At 40.7% G+C, this 15,448-nt stretch carries 11 protein-coding genes; 6 read left to right on the forward strand and 5 right to left on the reverse strand.

Going from position 1 to position 15,448, the window contains the following annotated elements; translation table 11 throughout:
- Positions 1 to 4: 4 nt before the first annotated feature.
- Together RMX98_RS05390 and RMX98_RS05395 are read right to left on the reverse strand one after the other, a co-directional pair.
- Positions 5 to 3,154, reverse strand: a complete 3,150-nt coding sequence (locus RMX98_RS05390; protein WP_322676843.1) for an efflux RND transporter permease subunit — start codon at positions 3,152 to 3,154, stop codon at positions 5 to 7.
- A gap of 291 nt (positions 3,155 to 3,445) precedes the next feature.
- Positions 3,446 to 4,903: an efflux RND transporter periplasmic adaptor subunit gene (locus RMX98_RS05395; RefSeq protein WP_322676844.1), complete on the reverse strand. Its 1,458-nt coding sequence runs from the start codon at positions 4,901 to 4,903 to the stop codon at positions 3,446 to 3,448.
- Between the two features lie 573 nt (positions 4,904 to 5,476).
- Between RMX98_RS05395 and RMX98_RS05400 the strand changes: the two genes are divergently transcribed.
- Both RMX98_RS05400 and RMX98_RS05405 read left to right on the forward strand, forming a co-directional pair.
- Positions 5,477 to 6,358 carry an Npun_R2479 family HD domain-containing metalloprotein gene (locus RMX98_RS05400; protein ID WP_322676845.1) on the forward strand — a complete coding sequence of 294 codons (882 nt, stop codon included), beginning with the start codon at positions 5,477 to 5,479 and terminating at the stop codon, positions 6,356 to 6,358.
- Between the two features lie 141 nt (positions 6,359 to 6,499).
- The gene (locus RMX98_RS05405) at positions 6,500 to 7,615 is read left to right on the forward strand and encodes an ABC transporter permease (protein WP_322676846.1); all 1,116 of its coding nucleotides are present in this window, start codon (positions 6,500 to 6,502) and stop codon (positions 7,613 to 7,615) included.
- A 390-nt stretch (positions 7,616 to 8,005) separates the two neighbouring features.
- Here RMX98_RS05405 and RMX98_RS05410 read toward each other — a convergent pair whose 3' ends face one another.
- Positions 8,006 to 8,743: a helix-turn-helix domain-containing protein gene (locus RMX98_RS05410; protein WP_322676847.1), complete on the reverse strand. Its 738-nt coding sequence runs from the start codon at positions 8,741 to 8,743 to the stop codon at positions 8,006 to 8,008.
- A 131-nt stretch (positions 8,744 to 8,874) separates the two neighbouring features.
- Between RMX98_RS05410 and RMX98_RS05415 the strand changes: the two genes are divergently transcribed.
- From RMX98_RS05415 to RMX98_RS05425, 3 genes are all read left to right on the forward strand, one after another.
- On the forward strand, positions 8,875 to 10,374 hold the full coding sequence (locus RMX98_RS05415; RefSeq protein ID WP_322676848.1) for a hypothetical protein: 1,500 nt from the start codon (positions 8,875 to 8,877) through the stop codon (positions 10,372 to 10,374).
- A gap of 125 nt (positions 10,375 to 10,499) precedes the next feature.
- Positions 10,500 to 10,871, forward strand: coding sequence for a hypothetical protein (locus RMX98_RS05420; protein ID WP_322676849.1), 372 nt, complete (start codon positions 10,500 to 10,502; stop codon positions 10,869 to 10,871).
- 41 nt (positions 10,872 to 10,912) lie between these two features.
- A complete protein-coding gene (locus RMX98_RS05425) occupies positions 10,913 to 11,518 on the forward strand; it encodes a hypothetical protein (RefSeq protein WP_322676850.1) in 606 nt (201 codons plus the stop codon).
- Here RMX98_RS05425 and RMX98_RS05430 read toward each other — a convergent pair.
- Complete coding sequence (locus RMX98_RS05430) at positions 11,515 to 12,540, reverse strand: ABC transporter permease (RefSeq protein WP_322676851.1); 1,026 nt, start codon at positions 12,538 to 12,540, stop codon at positions 11,515 to 11,517. The two genes, RMX98_RS05425 and RMX98_RS05430, sit on opposite strands and share 4 nt — an antisense overlap.
- A gap of 167 nt (positions 12,541 to 12,707) precedes the next feature.
- Entirely contained in the window at positions 12,708 to 14,360 is a 1,653-nt protein-coding gene (locus tag RMX98_RS05435) for an ABC transporter substrate-binding protein (protein ID WP_322676852.1), read from the reverse strand.
- A 536-nt stretch (positions 14,361 to 14,896) separates the two neighbouring features.
- Here RMX98_RS05435 and RMX98_RS05440 point away from each other — a divergent pair.
- Positions 14,897 to 15,223 (forward strand): hypothetical protein, encoded by a 327-nt coding sequence (locus RMX98_RS05440; protein WP_322676853.1) that lies wholly within the window; start codon positions 14,897 to 14,899, stop codon positions 15,221 to 15,223.
- Positions 15,224 to 15,448: the final 225 nt, after the last annotated feature.

Genomic DNA, 15,448 nt, shown 5'->3' on the forward strand with positions numbered 1-15,448 from the left:
ACAATTATTGGCGCGATGGTTTTTTGCCAAAGCCATAGCGCAATGTATCCATAATCCAACTTTGGAAGTTGTCAATGTAGCTAAATATCACTGGTACTACCACCAGTGTCAACAGGGTGGAAGTTGTGAAACCGCCCATAATAGCTATTCCCATCGGTTGGCGAATTTCAGAACCCGCGCCAATTCCTAATGCTAAGGGCAGAATCCCGGCGATCGTTGCTAGAGAAGTCATTAAAATCGGTCGTAGACGTGATACGCCTGATTCAATGAGTGCCTGACGTTGGGTTTTGCCTTCTTGCATGTTGATGATTGTATAGTCAACTAACAGAATCGAGTTTTTGGTGACAATCCCCAACAGCAATACGATACCAATCAGAGCATATATTCCCAAGGGTTTTTGAGCAACCATCAACGCTACCAATGCGCCGCCTAAACAAAAGGGTAAAGCTGCCATAATCGATAATGGATGGAGAAAGTTGTTATACAGCAGCACCAGAATTGCATAGATACACATTAATGCCAGCCCTAATGCACCGCCAAAGCGACCGAAAATGTCTTGCATAATTTTGGCACTGCCTGAAGGTTGCTGTACTACTCCTGGCGGTAAGTTTTGCATCACAGGTAGTTTGTTGATCGTTTCTACTGCCTCTCCTAAAGAAATCCCTTGTAAGTTGGCTTCTACAGCGACTTGACGGGCGCGATCATAGCGGTTGATGGTAGCAGGGCCGCTACCAAAGCGGATATCTGCCACTGCTACAAGGGGAACCAATCTACCATTTTGACTGGGGACTTGGAGATTTGTAATTGTGTTGATATCAGCCCTAGCTTCCGGTTCGATTTGGACACGAATCGGGATTTGCCGATCGCTTAAATTAAATTTTGCCAAGTTGGCTTCATTATCGCCGATGGTGGCAAGGGAAGCAGTACGAGCGATCGCTTGCACTGTCACACCCAAATCTGCTGCCCGTTGCGGGTTGGGAATTACCAAAATCTCTGGTTTAACCAAACTTGCAGTAGAAGCCACTTCTACCAATCCAGCTAGCGATCGCATCTGCTTTTCTAGGGCATCAGCAGCTTGATTCAATGCTTCGGGATTTTCACTTCTGAGGACAATTGATAAACCTTTACGGCTGTCACCTGGTGACTGACTTTGAAAACTAATTCTCGCTCCTGGTATTTGTTCAAAGTCAGGACGCACTTGTTCCTCAAACTGTTTTTGGGAAATATTTCGTTCTTCTCTGGGTTTGAGATTAATCGCAAGGGTTGCAGAATTTATCTCTTCCGTTGCTAGTACGCGTTCAACTACTGGGTTTTGGCGGATAATATCAGTCGCTTGTGTGACTACCTTATTAACGTCTGACAAAGTTGAACCAGGAGGTAATTCTATAGATACGTTGGAAATTCCAAAGTCGCCATCATCAACAAAACCCTTAGGAATCAAGGGAACTAGCATTAGACTAGCAATAAAGAAAGCCAAGGCGATCGCCATTGTTGTCAATCTATGGCGTAACGCCCACTGTAAAAGCGATCTATAAGGTTGAAAGCCAGGACGCTTTTCATCTCTAAGTTTTTTGTTTCCCCAGTTCCCACCTGGAAGTGTAAATTTCAAATTAAAGAATTTTATTACTCCCCTGCCCCTCTGCCCCTCTGCCCCCCTGCCCCCATGCCCCTCTGCTTCCTTTAAAAGATACGCCCCCATCATCGGCGTAACCATCCGCGCTACAAGAGTTGAAAAAATTGTGGAAACAGCAACGGTAACGCCAAATGGTTGAAAAAATTGTCCCGGAATCCCACCCATAAAAGCAACAGGCAGAAAGACTGCAATAATTGTCGCTGAACTTGCTATTACCGCTAACCCTACTTCGTCGGAAGAGTCAAAAGCAGCTTCCCAAGCTGATTTACCCATAGCGATATGCCGTTCCATATTTTCAATTTCTACAACGGCATCATCAACTAAATTGCCCACCGCCAGCGCTAATGCTAACAAAGTCATGTTGTTGAGTGTATAACCAAGGGCTTGCTGCACTGCAAAGGTGGGAATTATTGATAAGGGTAAAGCAACAGCAGTAATTAATGTTGCTCGCCAGTCCCGCAAAAACACTAAAATAACGATGACCGCCAGCAGCGAAGCTTGAATCAACTCATCAATAGTGCTTTGGTAGGATTGGCGGACAATATCGGCTCTAGTAAAAATTAAATCCAGCTTGACATCTGAGGGAAGGGTTTTTTCCAGTTGTTTGACTGCTGCTTTGACTCCTTCTTCTACTGTCACTAGAACGCTACCAGTACTACGCAAAACTTGAAAAGCTACCACAGGTTGATTATTTAAGCGCGCAGCTTGACGCACGTCACCAAATTTATCTTCTACAGTTCCGAGACTAGATAAAGGTACGGAACCACCTTGTGGTAAGAGGATTTCGTAAGTTTTCAAAATATCGACACTGATGGCACTTCCTAAAGTACGGATACTTTGTTCGCTACCACCAACTTCGGCACGTCCACCAGGTAAGTTAATGTTCAAAGCGCGGATTTGGTCGTTTACCTGAGTGGCGGTAATCGCTAAAGATTGTAAGCGGTCTGGATTAAGATTAATCCGAATTTCTCGGTCAACGCCACCCACACGCTGAATTTGTGCTACACCACGGACTCCCAATAAGGCACGGCTAATAGTTTGGTCTACAAGATTGCTTAATTCTTCTACAGAACGCCGATCTGATTTAACTGCGTAGGTAATCACGGGGCCGCCGGAAAATTCCAGGCGTTCCACAATTGGATCGTTGATGTCTTGAGGTAAATCTTGACGAATTTGAGCGATCGCATTCCGAACGTCATTGGTGGCGCGATCGCTATCTGTACCCAAAACAAAATTGATTGTCGTCTTAGAATTCCCATCGCTGACGGTGGAAATCATGTAATCGATATTGCCCAACCCCGCCACAGCATCTTCAATTTTTTTCGTCACTTGGGATTCTAGTTCTGCCGGGCCTGCACCCGGTTGAGTGACTTTGATCAAAACTGTTGGCACATCAATATTTGGGTTAGTATCAATCCCCAAGGATATGAAGGAGAACCAACCCACAACTGTCAAAATTAAAAATAAAACTATCGTGGGAACAGGTTTTTTAATCGACCAGGCTGATATATTAAAAGACATTGGGAAATTTTAGATTTGGGATTTGGGGCTTCGACTACGCTTAGTCGAACGATTTGGGATTCGACATCTCAGTGTCAGGATTCAGGATTCAGAATTCAGAATTCAGAATCTAGAATTCAGAATCTAGAATTCAGAAAACTTTAATACTCAAGCTTAATAACACACCAATTCGCTCAAGTCGAGAAACCTTGTCAGAAGTGTCTTATCAACCGACTGCTCGACTTTTCGCTAAATCCTCCATTGATTGGATTCAAAATTCTGACTTCTGACTTGTGAATTCTGACTTCTGCTTCAATTTGCAACTCGAACTTTGTCGCCATCTTTGAGATAGCCTGCACCATCAACGACGACGCGATCGCCTAACTCTAACCCACTCTTGATTTCCACTGTGTCGCCATTACCAGGATCTCCTAACTCTACTTTCTGGCTGCGGACTGTATTTTCACCTGATAAGATAAATACAACTACACTTGCATCTGCTTGGGACTGCACTGCTTTTTGCGGTACTACCATTCTCATCCCTGAGTCAGTAGTAATTGCAGCATTAGCAAACATCCCTGGTTTAAGTAAAGTTGTTGGCGGCAAGTCAATTTTTACTGTCGCTTCCCGTCTTTGATCGTTCACCTGTGGTTGTATATCCCTGACTCGTCCCTGCGATCGCACGCGGCGATCGACATCAGAAGTAATTTGCACCGATGCGCCAATTTTCACCTGGTTTAGTTGAGTTTCGGGCACCTTAGCCTGAAGTTCTAACTTTTCATCTCGGATAATCGAAAATAGCTTTTGTGTGCCACCAATGACAGTTCCCACCTGAGTTTGCGGCGGTATACCAGTGACATCACCGACTCTCGCCAGTTTTTCGGCGATTACTCCAGAAACCGGCGCACGCACCACAGTTTGTCCCAACTGAGTTTGCAGTTGTTGCACCTTAGCGGCACTGCTGCGGACATCAGCTTTAGCTTTGTTGATGATCGCTTGGGCGTTACCAATGTTGGCTTGGGCACTGCCGATATTAGCCTGGGCACTACGTATATTTTCTTGGGCCAAATTCACAACTTCTATGGCAGTTTTCACAGCGTAGGAACGAGTATCGAGTTCTTGCTTACTAATCGTTCCAGAGTCAGCGAGTTGTTGATAGCGCTGATAATTCTTGGCTGCTTCCTCTAATCTCGCTTTGGCTTGAGCTAAATCGGCTTGTTTTTGCTGGACTATTGCTTTATTTGATGCCAAATCCGCCTGCTTGGATGCCAAATCTGCTTGTTTGGATGCCACATCTGCTTGTTTAGATTCCATATCTGCTTTTGCTTGGCTAAGTTGACTTTGCAGTATGGAACCATCTAACACCGCTAACACTTGACCTTGTTTGACAAAAGCTCCTTCTTTGACATTTGCAGGGATGCTTTTAATTTGTAAGCCGTTTGTCTGCGGTAGCACCGGAATTAAATCACTTGCTGCTACAGTGCCAGTTGTTTTAAGGGTACGGACAACACGGGCGGTTTCTACTGTGGCGATGGTGACTGTCATCGCTGGGTTAACTTTTTTATCTGCTACCGGACTTTGTTGACGAGATGAAAGACGATTTAATACACTCATCCCAGCCAAGGCGATCGCAATTCCTAAACCAGTACCTAAGAATAATGGCTTCAACCATACCCTATTTGGTTTTTGATCTGATTTGCTCAAAAAGCTAGTATCTTCAGAGGTTATAGGTTCTTCTACCTCGACTTCTGAAACACTTTCATCGCTCACAGTCTCACCTCCACTTTCTGTCTATGCATACCAATCTTGGTATTTTCTTAATAAAACTTGAGATTTATTTCACATCAACTATGACGCATTTTGTAATAAATGTCTTTCTTGTGCAACAGTATACAATACAACTTTGTTACTAAGAGTAATTACTATCAATACAATACTTAAAATTTTGATGTAAATTATAATACAAAACTTATTTCATCTCATCTAGCTACTCTAGGTCACGCACTACAAGTATTTAGATCACCGTCAACAACGCTTAGATATGAAAAACTGATAAAACTAATCTAGACTTATCTAAATTAAGATCATAACTATTTATGTATTTCGGAACACTAGCAAAACTTTTTTTTAAGCAACCCATAATTCCTCTAAAGCCTTTGTTTTGCTAGGAAACCATGCAATACCATGTAATTCAGGCATAGATTAAGCTAGCGTCTACAGCTACACGTGAGTTACAAAGGAGCAAACTCGATTCTCCTAAATTCCAGCATGGATGGCCCTGATTATGGAATTTTGAAATCAATCAAATCAATAAATAATTGGTATTTACCAGAGTAAGCAGATATGTTCAATGCCACTGAAATTTTAATTGATGCCTTTGTAAATGAAATTCGAGAAGGCTACCGTCGCACTTATGGCTGCTTCAAAAATGATTATCAGGACATTATCGCCTGGGCTGGTAATATGGCTTTGGAAAATATTGCCAATAGCGATGCCCTTTACCACAATGTAGAACACACAGTCCTTGTCACCCTTGTAGGACAAGAAATCTTACGTGGCAAACACATTAGAGAAGGCGGTGTTTCCAGTGAAGATTGGTTGCATTGTATCATCTCTTTAGTGAGTCATGATATTGGCTACGTTAAAGGAGTTTGCCGACAAGACCGAGAAACAGCAGGCTTATATGCCACAGGTAAAAATGGCAGAATGATTTCTGTAGCTCCTGGCGCTTCTGATGCCAGTCTGACACCGTATCATGTTGATAGAGCCAAGCTCTTTATTGATGAGCGTTTTGGGGGTCACAAGTTAATAGATGCTGAAGCAATTAAAAGCAATATTGAATTGACTCGATTTCCAGTGCCTGCGGCAGAAGATCATCAAGATACAAAGTGCTTTGCAGGATTAGTTCGTGCGGCTGATTTGATTGGTCAACTAAGCGACCCGCGTTACCTGAAGAAAATTACTTCTTTATTTTACGAATTTGAAGAAACTGGTGTAAATAAAGTTTTGGGCTATGAAACCCCTGCCGATTTACGTAATAACTACGCTAAATTTTACTGGAATGGCGTATATCCCTATATCCAAGAAGGACTGCATTACCTATCATTGACCCAACAAGGCAAGCAAATTCTTGCTAATCTCTATTCAAACGTGTTTGTTGTGGAACATGAAAAACAACAGGAAGAACAGCAGCGATATTTAGAGAAATTAGCAGTTGGGAGTTAGAAGTTATTCACTTTTGGATTTGAGATTTTTCCTGTAATCCAAAATTGGTGGAGTTGGGAGTTAAGAATTATTAATGATGAATTATGAATTAAGATAAAAGCTTAATAACTCATAACTCCTAACTTATAACTCCTAACTACTATGGATTGGTGGCGACGACTAAAGAAAAATCCTTTGGCACGATTTGGGGCAATTTTGCTGTTAATTTTCTATATAGGAGTAATTGCCGCTGATTTCGTAGCTCCTTATGACCCCTATGCTTCACAGCCCAATGGTTCATTGCTGCCACCAACGAAGATACACTGGGTTTCCAAGTCAGGGCAGTTTATCGGGCCTTATATTTATCCGACAACTCAGGGAGATACAAATTTAGATACAGGCGATCGCCAACTCATTATAGACTCGACAAAGCCTTCACCCCTGCGTCTATTTGTCTCCGGCCCAGAATACCGATTGTTGCAGATGAGTTTGCCATTACCCCCGAAGTGGGATGAAGTCACAATCTTTGGTGGTATTCCCTTAAATTGGCATTTATTTGGCACAACAACTGGCGCAAGATTCAACATTTTCGGTACTGATGACCAAGGCCGCGACCAATTCAGTCGCCTCCTGCATGGCGGTCGCATCAGTATGTTTATCGGGATTTTTGGTATTATCATTACCTATCCCCTTGGTTTGATCATTGGGGGAATTTCTGGCTATTTTGGCGGCGTGACTGATAGTGTCATTATGCGTTTGGCAGAAGTGTTAATGACTTTCCCTAGTATTTATCTTTTGGTGACATTGGGCGCAGTCTTACCAGCAGGATTAAGTAGTACCCAGCGCTTTTTGCTGATTGTGGTGATTACTTCGGTTATTAGCTGGGCTAGTTTAGCACGAGTCATTCGGGGACAGGTACTATCACTTAAAGAGCGAGAATTTGTCCAAGCAGCGCGGGCAATGGGCGCGAACCCAATTTATATCATTGTCCGCCACGTTTTACCGCAAACGGCTAGTTATGTAGTTATCTCTGCGACTCTTGCAATTCCCGGCTTTATTGGTTCAGAGGCGATATTGAGTCTCATCGGCTTGGGTATTCAACAACCAGACCCCTCTTGGGGAAATATGTTATCTCTGGCTAGCAATGCTTCAATTTTAGTGTTGCAACCTTGGCTAATTTGGCCGCCGGCTGTGCTGATTATCCTCACAGTGTTGGCATTCAACTTACTCGGTGATGGGCTGAGAGATGCACTCGACCCTCGTAGTTTGAGAAGATAAGCTTTTAGAATAGCAAATGGAGTCGCCGAAATAACTTTTGCGAACCCCAAAGTAACAAATGCGTACCCCGAAATAACTTTTGCGAACTCCGAAATAACAAATGCGAACCCCGAAATAGCTTTTGCGTACCCCGAAATAACTTTTGCGAACCCCGAAATAGCTTTTGCGTACTCCGAAATAGCTTTTGCGTACTCCGAAATAGCTTTTGCGTACTCCGAAATAGCTTTTGCGTACTCCAAAATAGCTTTTGCGTACTCCAAAATAGCTTTTGCGTACTCCGAAATAGCTTTTGCGTACTCCAAAATAGCTTTTGCGTACTCCGAAATAGCTTTTGCGTACTCCGAAATAGCTTTTGCGTAGACGTAGCCAACTGTAGGCATCACTTGTACTCTACTGCTGCAAAACCCAACGGCGAAATAGTTCTACCATAATCCGCCAGCTTCCCTGAGTTTCCTCAACGACATCATGACGCTTCAGAGTATTCAGCGCTTCCTGTAGATCGGCGTCGTTCATACCTGTAGACTGAGCTAAGGCATCCAGACTTAGCCCTTCTGGGTGAGGTGCAAGCACTTGTACAATTGCTTGTTGACCCTTAGCACCCCGCACCGCCTGACCCCAAACCCCATCAAAGTAGTAGCGTCCCCGTTTGAAAAACTCAGGGTCATTGATAACTGCTTCCACATCTTCTATTGTGAAAACTGGGTTACGTGATCGCCCTTGCTCAAAAACAAAGTTATTATAGCCGCGAACTAGCTGAAAACCCATACAATCTATAGGAATTTTTCCAGCTTCTATTAAATCTTCAATTTTCTCAAACTCATCTAAGGCGATGATTAACCCACCATCTAGCTTTGCTTCCACCTGTTTTAAATAGCGTTCAAAAGTCCGGTAGGGGAGATTTAGCAAATCAGCATCAGTTAGTGATGGAAGTTTTACAGCTTGAGAAATTTCATCACAAATTGCCATCAGCACTTCACCCACACCTTGAGGGCTATCTCCCAAACGTAGCAAGTTAAAATAGGCTAGCTGTATTTGTGAGCCTAGACAGTTAGCAGCGTTAAGCAGAATAGAAGTTTTGCCCATGCGTCTGTGACCGTAGAGAACTACAGACTGGAGTTGATTACCCATTACCCAGAGTTCTTGTAACTAGCGGCATCGAGCCGAGATGGCTGCAAAAACGCAAATAGAGGCTGAAAAAGCTTGTCCTATATTCTTAACTTTAATAATTTCGTTACTTCTTTCTAGAATAAAGTACTCCAATGCTTGACTTTAAACTCGAACCTTCAGAATTTAGTGATTATAATTTTGAAGAATTGTATGAGGAGCTTAGTAAAATTTCTGATAATTTTATTTTAGAAATCCCGTGTTATTCAATTAACTCATCTCAGTATAATACAGACTTAGCTTACGATTATCTCTGGGCATCATTTGTGATAGAAAGTATAGGCGAATTTTGTGAAAATATATCCTTTCAAGTAAATTCTGAGGAGATGCCAGTTAAAATTTGTTGTGATTTTAAACCCAAAAACTTAATTGAGTTAACTAAAGTACTGTTTTTGCTTTTACCAACATTTGATGATGACTATGATTTTGATAATGATGAGCGTGTGCCATTAATGTATGAGGAATTTCAAAATACTTTAGAAAAGCGTAGGCTTTATTGTCCAGATATAGCTGACTTCTATATAGCTAATTTTGTGGCTGGTATATATTCTCTATATGAAGATGAAGAGGAAGAAGAACAAGAAAAACTTATAGAAGAGCTATATAATAAACATCCTGAGTGGAGATATAGTTTCTGGCGTTCATACTGGAGTAATAATGTTGGGTTTGATTTATATGTATCTTCAGATAGTTGGATAACTCCTGTAAATGTAGATGTTGGTGATTTACTTAAACAAAAAGGTGGTTTTTACTATCGATTACCTACAATGCTTGAAGCACAAAAAATATCATTTTTAAATCAAGACCCAATTGTTTTTAATGAATCAAGTATAATTCTATATCCTAAAAATAAAATCGATAACGCACAAATATGCTCAAAAGAAATTTGGGCTAAAAATTATGGATACCAATCTCAAAATAGTGATTTAATCGTTACATATAATAATTTTAATAATGATAGTTTAATAAATAAAATATTTTTGTCTCAAGAAGGAGAAATTATTATAGCTTATGACAAAGTTGCTCAATACATTATTTTCAATAATAATTTAGATAAAGTGAGTAAAGAAACAATAAATAAGTATTTAGATATAACTATTAATTTTACTGGAAGTGCCAAAAATTTGTTAGGAATATCAAGTAAAATTGCTTGCAATTGGCATGAACTGGATGATGAAAAATTTGAAGAGCTTTGCTATGACATTATTCTTTGCCGTTATCAACCTTATAAAATTGTGAAAATGGGAAAGTCGCGCTCTCGTGATGGCGGTAGAGATATAGAATTTACAACATTTCCACGTACTGGCAAAAATAATAAAACTTCAATTAAGTGGATCGTACAATGTAAACTAATCAAAGATGGAAGTTCACTCACGGGTAAAAAAGTTGAAGTAGCCGATACAGTTGCCCAGTATGGTGCAGACGGTTTCTGTGTTATGACTAGCGGGGTTATTGATAGTACGTTACATGATAAATTAGAAGGAATTGCTCGCAATAGAGATATTGAGATAGATGAGTGGTCTAGGCTAGAAATAGAACGCTTTTTAGCAAAGCATCCAGAAATTCGAGATAGATACTTCGGTCAAAAATTGTAATTTAATAGGCTGTATCGCACTACAGTTTTACTCACGTCATGAAAACTCTATTTTCCGTCCCTGAAGCGATCGCTGTTACGGGTTAATCGGGGGTTGAATGACTTACATTCGTAGCTTTCACTCTAATGTCGTCTAAAGCGGTGCAGGTTAATAGCAACGAACTTCAGCAAGTGACAAATCGCGATCGCCTCTTTCTCAAATCTGGAGATACTCTAAGATTATCAAACGTCTATTATTGCATACCATCTCAAACTCTACTCAATAAAGTAGAAGTCAGAGGATATTTATTTAAAAATGGAGTTGAGGGTTATAAAAATGGACTTTTCACTCCTAGTAACTTCCCGATTTATGCTGCTTGTCATAATATTGGTAACTTCCAAAAAACTTGGAAGCTTGAACCAGGACAGCACCAAGTCAGCATACCCATTATCAAGGGTGTTGGTAGCAACAGAATTGTAGACAATAGTTTCTACTTTAACTTGGATGTTGGACAGTAATTTCAGTCTTCTGTTTGAAAGGGAAAGCGAGTAATAGTTTTATGGCTTACAGCGAGTTTAGTTTAGCTAAAGCAAAACAAGAGTTTAGTTTAACCACATTAGAAAAACGCGATATTTTCGCTGTTGTTCCTGAATTAACAGCGAGTAATTTGCTTACAGAAATACTCAATTATAACCTAGATATAGCTTTAGGTAGTAATAGTGAAAAAGCTCGTTCTGAATTAATTATTGCTCCAATTTTAGTTGATTTACGCCGACAATTACACGAACAAGTTAGTTTATTTTCTGGAGTAGATTTTACTGTCGATAATAGCAAAGGATTAAACGGCACTTGCGATTTTATTATTACTAAATCTCCAGAAATTCTGATTTTGACAGCACCAGTAATTACAGTTGTAGAAGCTAAAAAAGAGAATATTAATGCGGGTTTTGGTCAGTGTGCAGCGGAAATGGTAGCAGCCCAAATTTTTAATCAGCAAGCTGCAACTGAGATTCAAACAATTTACGGAGCAGTCACAACTGGCAGTATTTGGCAATTCCTCAAATTACAACAACAAACATTGACCATTGATTTAAGCGAATATTATCTCAAAGATGTAAATAAAATTCTGGGGATTTTAGCCAGTGGTATTTCTCAAGAAATTTAATACCGAATTCGCGGATCTACATAAGCATTTAAAATATCAATTAAAATGCTGGCGCTGACAACGATCGCACCAAAAAATACGAGTACTCCCTGGACTGTGGGATAATCGCGATCGGCGATCGCTTGATACAATCGATTAGCCAAACCAGGCCAAGAAAACGTTACTTCTGTCAAAATCGCCCCACCCAATAGAGATGCAAAAGTTAATCCCAAGACTGTAATTACTGGAATTAGCGCATTTTTTAAAGCGTGGGAGGCTAAAATCTTATTTTCACCAATACCTCTAGCTCTAGCAGCTTCTACATAATCGGCTTGCAAAGTTTGCTTTAAATTCACTCGCACAATTCGCTCAAAAATTCCACTAAGCAAAATTCCCAAAGTGAGACTCGGTAAAGCAAGATGGTGCAAAGATGCGAAAAACTGGGTGAAGTTTCCACCGAGTAAGCTATCAATTGTATACAATCCTGTCACAGTAGTGGGAGCCGGAAGATTGGGCGGAAAGCGGTTTGAATTGGGAAACCAACCAAGTTGGACTGAGAAAATTAACTGCAAAAGCATTCCCGCCCAAAACATGGGAAGTGCGTAGGTGATGATACCAAACAAGCGCCCTCCGACATCAAAATATGTTCCGGGACGAGAAGCCGAAAGAGTCCCAACCCCGATTCCGACGATGAGTGCAACCGCCATACTACATACTGCTAACTCCACCGTCGCCGGGAAATATTGCCCAATGATGTCCCAAACATTCTCTCCCCGACTCAACAAAGAACTTCCCAAATCAAAGCGCAACAAATTTCCCAAATAATTGAGATATTGTAGCCATAGAGGAAGGTTTAAACCGAGTTGTTTTCGCAATTCTTCTTTAGCTGCTTCTGGCGCACGTCCACCAAGAATTGCATCTGCTGGATCTCCTGGTGTTGCTCTTAATAAGAGAAATACAATGGTGATGATCGTTAATAGCTGGAGTGGCGCAAGAAGCAACCGAGAAACAATGTAATATTGTAAAGCTTTAGAACGAGACATAAGTAATTTTTAATTTTTAATTTTTAATTTTTAATTCGTAATTCGTAATTCGTAATTCGTAATATTTGGGCTTTTCACCACATTAAATTGTCAAATTTGTGGCTTTTAGCTGTTGGAATTTAAATCTCAAAAAATTAAATTACGAATTACGAATTACGAATTACGAATTATTTTTTAAGTGTCTGGTAAACCAAAATTTGGGTAGGGTTAAGTTTTACGCCATTAACACCATTTCGAGCAAATACATAGTCTTTGTTTTGCCATAAGGGGACATAAGGTACATCAGTAGTTACTTGCGTTTGAATTTCGTTAAAAATTTTCTGACGCGCTTCGGGATTTTGTTCTTTGCGTTGCCCATCAATCAATTTATTTATGGCTTCGTTATAGTAGAACGAACCCTGAGTTTGACTGCCTCCATCTTCGCATCCTTTAGCCACGGAACCTTTGTCACAAGATAAAAATGGCTGGACGTAATTATCTGGATCTAAAAAGTCTGGATACCAATCAAGTAAAGCTGCTGGATACAAACCTTTTGCAATGTCTTTAAAGAAGGCAGGCCCTTCTGCTTGGGTAACTTCAAATTGCAGTATTCCATCCATTTTGACATCCACAAGAGATTTGAGTGTCTGTGCTGCCAAACTACGAGTAGGTGAACTAGAAGGATACCAAACTTGCACTTTTGCAGGATTTTCTTTGGAGAAGCCAGCAGTAGTTAATAATTTTTTAGCTTGATCGAAGTTAGCATCGCCATATTTATCTTTAAATAATGGCACAGAAACTTTAAACGTTGTGGGAATCATGCTATATAGCGGATCTGCTTGACCAAATAATACTCGCTCGTTTAAAAGTGGACGGTCAATGATGGAGGCGATCGCTTGTCTTACCTCTAATTTATCTAAAGGTTTTTGATTGCGGTTTAATACCAGATAACTTACTACACTACCTTCAGCTGCGATCGCTTGCCAATCCCCTTTTTTACCACCTTCTTCCAAACTCCGATTTTGATCTGGTTGCAGCGATAGATAAGCTACATCGATTGCACCTGTACGAAAAGCATTAAACAAATTAACCGGACTAGTTTGAATTTGGAGATTAACACCTTTGTTAGCTGGTTTTTCTCCCCAATATTTATCAAACACATCAAATTTGATGGAATCAGTACCATACTGTCTTAATTTGTAAGGGCCAGTTCCCACAAAAATATTCGGCTTGAATTTCCCAGCACCGACTTCATAAGCTTTTGGTGAAACTGCACACACCCCAGGAAACGCCAACAGTGAAGGAAAAGCTGCAAATGGCTTTTTCAGCTTGATGGTTAACTCATACTCGCTTGTCGGTTTGACCGAATCTACTATATCAGCTAGTAAGAATGAGGGTTTTCCTTTATTTTCAATAAAGCGCTGAATGGTAAACGCCATTGCTTGAGCATTAAAGGGAGTCCCATCGTGAAAAACTACACCTTGGCGTAAGGGAATGGTATAAGTTAAGCCATCTTGACTAACTTTGGGTAATGCTGTAGCTAGCTGTGGCTTAATTTCGGTGCTTCCTGATTCGTAGTTGTACAGGCGATCGCTCATATTAAACACCAAACCTAAAGCTGCTAACTCATAAGCATCAGCAGGATCGAGGGTTCTTGGCTTGGCTGTTGTACCGATAGTAATACGACCATCACCTGTAGGGGTATTTACAGAACCAGATGGTGGTGTAGTTGACTGCGGACGAGGAGCGCAACTAACAACTAAAAATAAACATAGACAGAACAAAGATAGGAATTGTCTTATCCGACCCCACCGTTTCACGAACAAGGAAAACCAGGTCATAGCAATAATATATTTGATATCAGCGGTCAGCAATTTTACTACATTTGTGACTCTTATGCTGAATCTTCACAATTTTATAGTGGATCTTGTTTTAATGGAACGCTCCGTAGCTATCTAAATCAAAAATTTGTGGCAGATACCCAACTTCATAATCAAGTTTATTGCTGTGATCCCGACGACTGGATACACCTATGCACTATTTGGTTAAAAAAAATCATTAATAAAATACGAAATTTAATATTTAAGATTTGTTAAGTATTGAAAAGTTTTTATGTAATTAAATTTTTTAACAGTTGGTAAAATTTGTCGTAAATTCATATTTACTAAAAAAATGGGTTTTGTTAAGCTTTGACACTTAGTCCAAGTAGTGTACGTTGAGATTTTATCTGTTGCTGCTTGGAAACAGACACCGACAAAGCGTTTTCTCGTCAAGATCGGCTGTATTCTCAAAAAGAAGTGTGTTTGAACATCAGCGACTAAAGCGATCGCGATATTGTTAACAGCAGATTGAAAGTCGAAATAGTGAGACTAAGACCGTGAAGTATTTCTTTCTATCTGAGGGATGGGCAGTTGCAAGAGTTTGGGCATCTGATGGACTCTGGCAAATAACTGCATGGCGACGCCAACCAGATATTCAGCGAATGAATATTTGTTTAGTCGAAGAAAATGAATTGCTCTGGCTTTATCGAGTTGAAGAAGCCGTTTTAACCGTGGAAGTTAAACCAACAACACCAGTACTTGGTAGTCAGACCATCGGTCAAGTAGTACTCAAGCGTCTGATGAGCGCCGAACAGGTAATCGAACGTCTGGGTACAGCTGAGGCGAAGTGTCAACTGCAAAATATCCACTTGGTTGTTCAGTAGATAGTGGGCATGGGGCAGTAAAAGGGACTGGGGATTAGGGATTGGGGATTGGGTAATCAGCTAGCTCAAAAATGATGTTCCGGGTTATTACCTACAGCAAATTTTGGAATATTTTCCCAGTCCCCAGTCCCCAGTCCCCAGTCCCCAACAGGACTTACGCAACTGTCACAAGCAATGGCGCGGTGTAGCCGCGCCGCGCGCCAAGCAACTACACGATAAACATGG

The sequence above is a fragment of the Nostoc sp. DedQUE02 genome (assembly GCF_034531035.1).
Taxonomy (GTDB): domain Bacteria; phylum Cyanobacteriota; class Cyanobacteriia; order Cyanobacteriales; family Nostocaceae; genus Nostoc.

Bases quoted from the DNA above. Each gene is read 5' to 3' on its own strand.
- RMX98_RS05390 (WP_322676843.1), bottom strand. From the start codon at position 3,154: ATGTCTTTTAATATATCAGCCTGGTCGATTAAAAAACCTGTTCCCACG.
- RMX98_RS05425 (WP_322676850.1), top strand. From the start codon at position 10,913: ATGGCTTACAGCGAGTTTAGTTTAGCTAAAGCAAAACAAGAGTTTAGT.
- RMX98_RS05435 (WP_322676852.1), bottom strand. From the start codon at position 14,360: ATGACCTGGTTTTCCTTGTTCGTGAAACGGTGGGGTCGGATAAGACAA.
- RMX98_RS05405 (WP_322676846.1), top strand. From the start codon at position 6,500: ATGGATTGGTGGCGACGACTAAAGAAAAATCCTTTGGCACGATTTGGG.
- RMX98_RS05420 (WP_322676849.1), top strand. From the start codon at position 10,500: ATGTCGTCTAAAGCGGTGCAGGTTAATAGCAACGAACTTCAGCAAGTG.
- RMX98_RS05410 (WP_322676847.1), bottom strand. From the start codon at position 8,743: ATGGGTAATCAACTCCAGTCTGTAGTTCTCTACGGTCACAGACGCATG.
- RMX98_RS05415 (WP_322676848.1), top strand. From the start codon at position 8,875: ATGCTTGACTTTAAACTCGAACCTTCAGAATTTAGTGATTATAATTTT.
- RMX98_RS05430 (WP_322676851.1), bottom strand. From the start codon at position 12,540: ATGTCTCGTTCTAAAGCTTTACAATATTACATTGTTTCTCGGTTGCTT.
- RMX98_RS05400 (WP_322676845.1), top strand. From the start codon at position 5,477: ATGTTCAATGCCACTGAAATTTTAATTGATGCCTTTGTAAATGAAATT.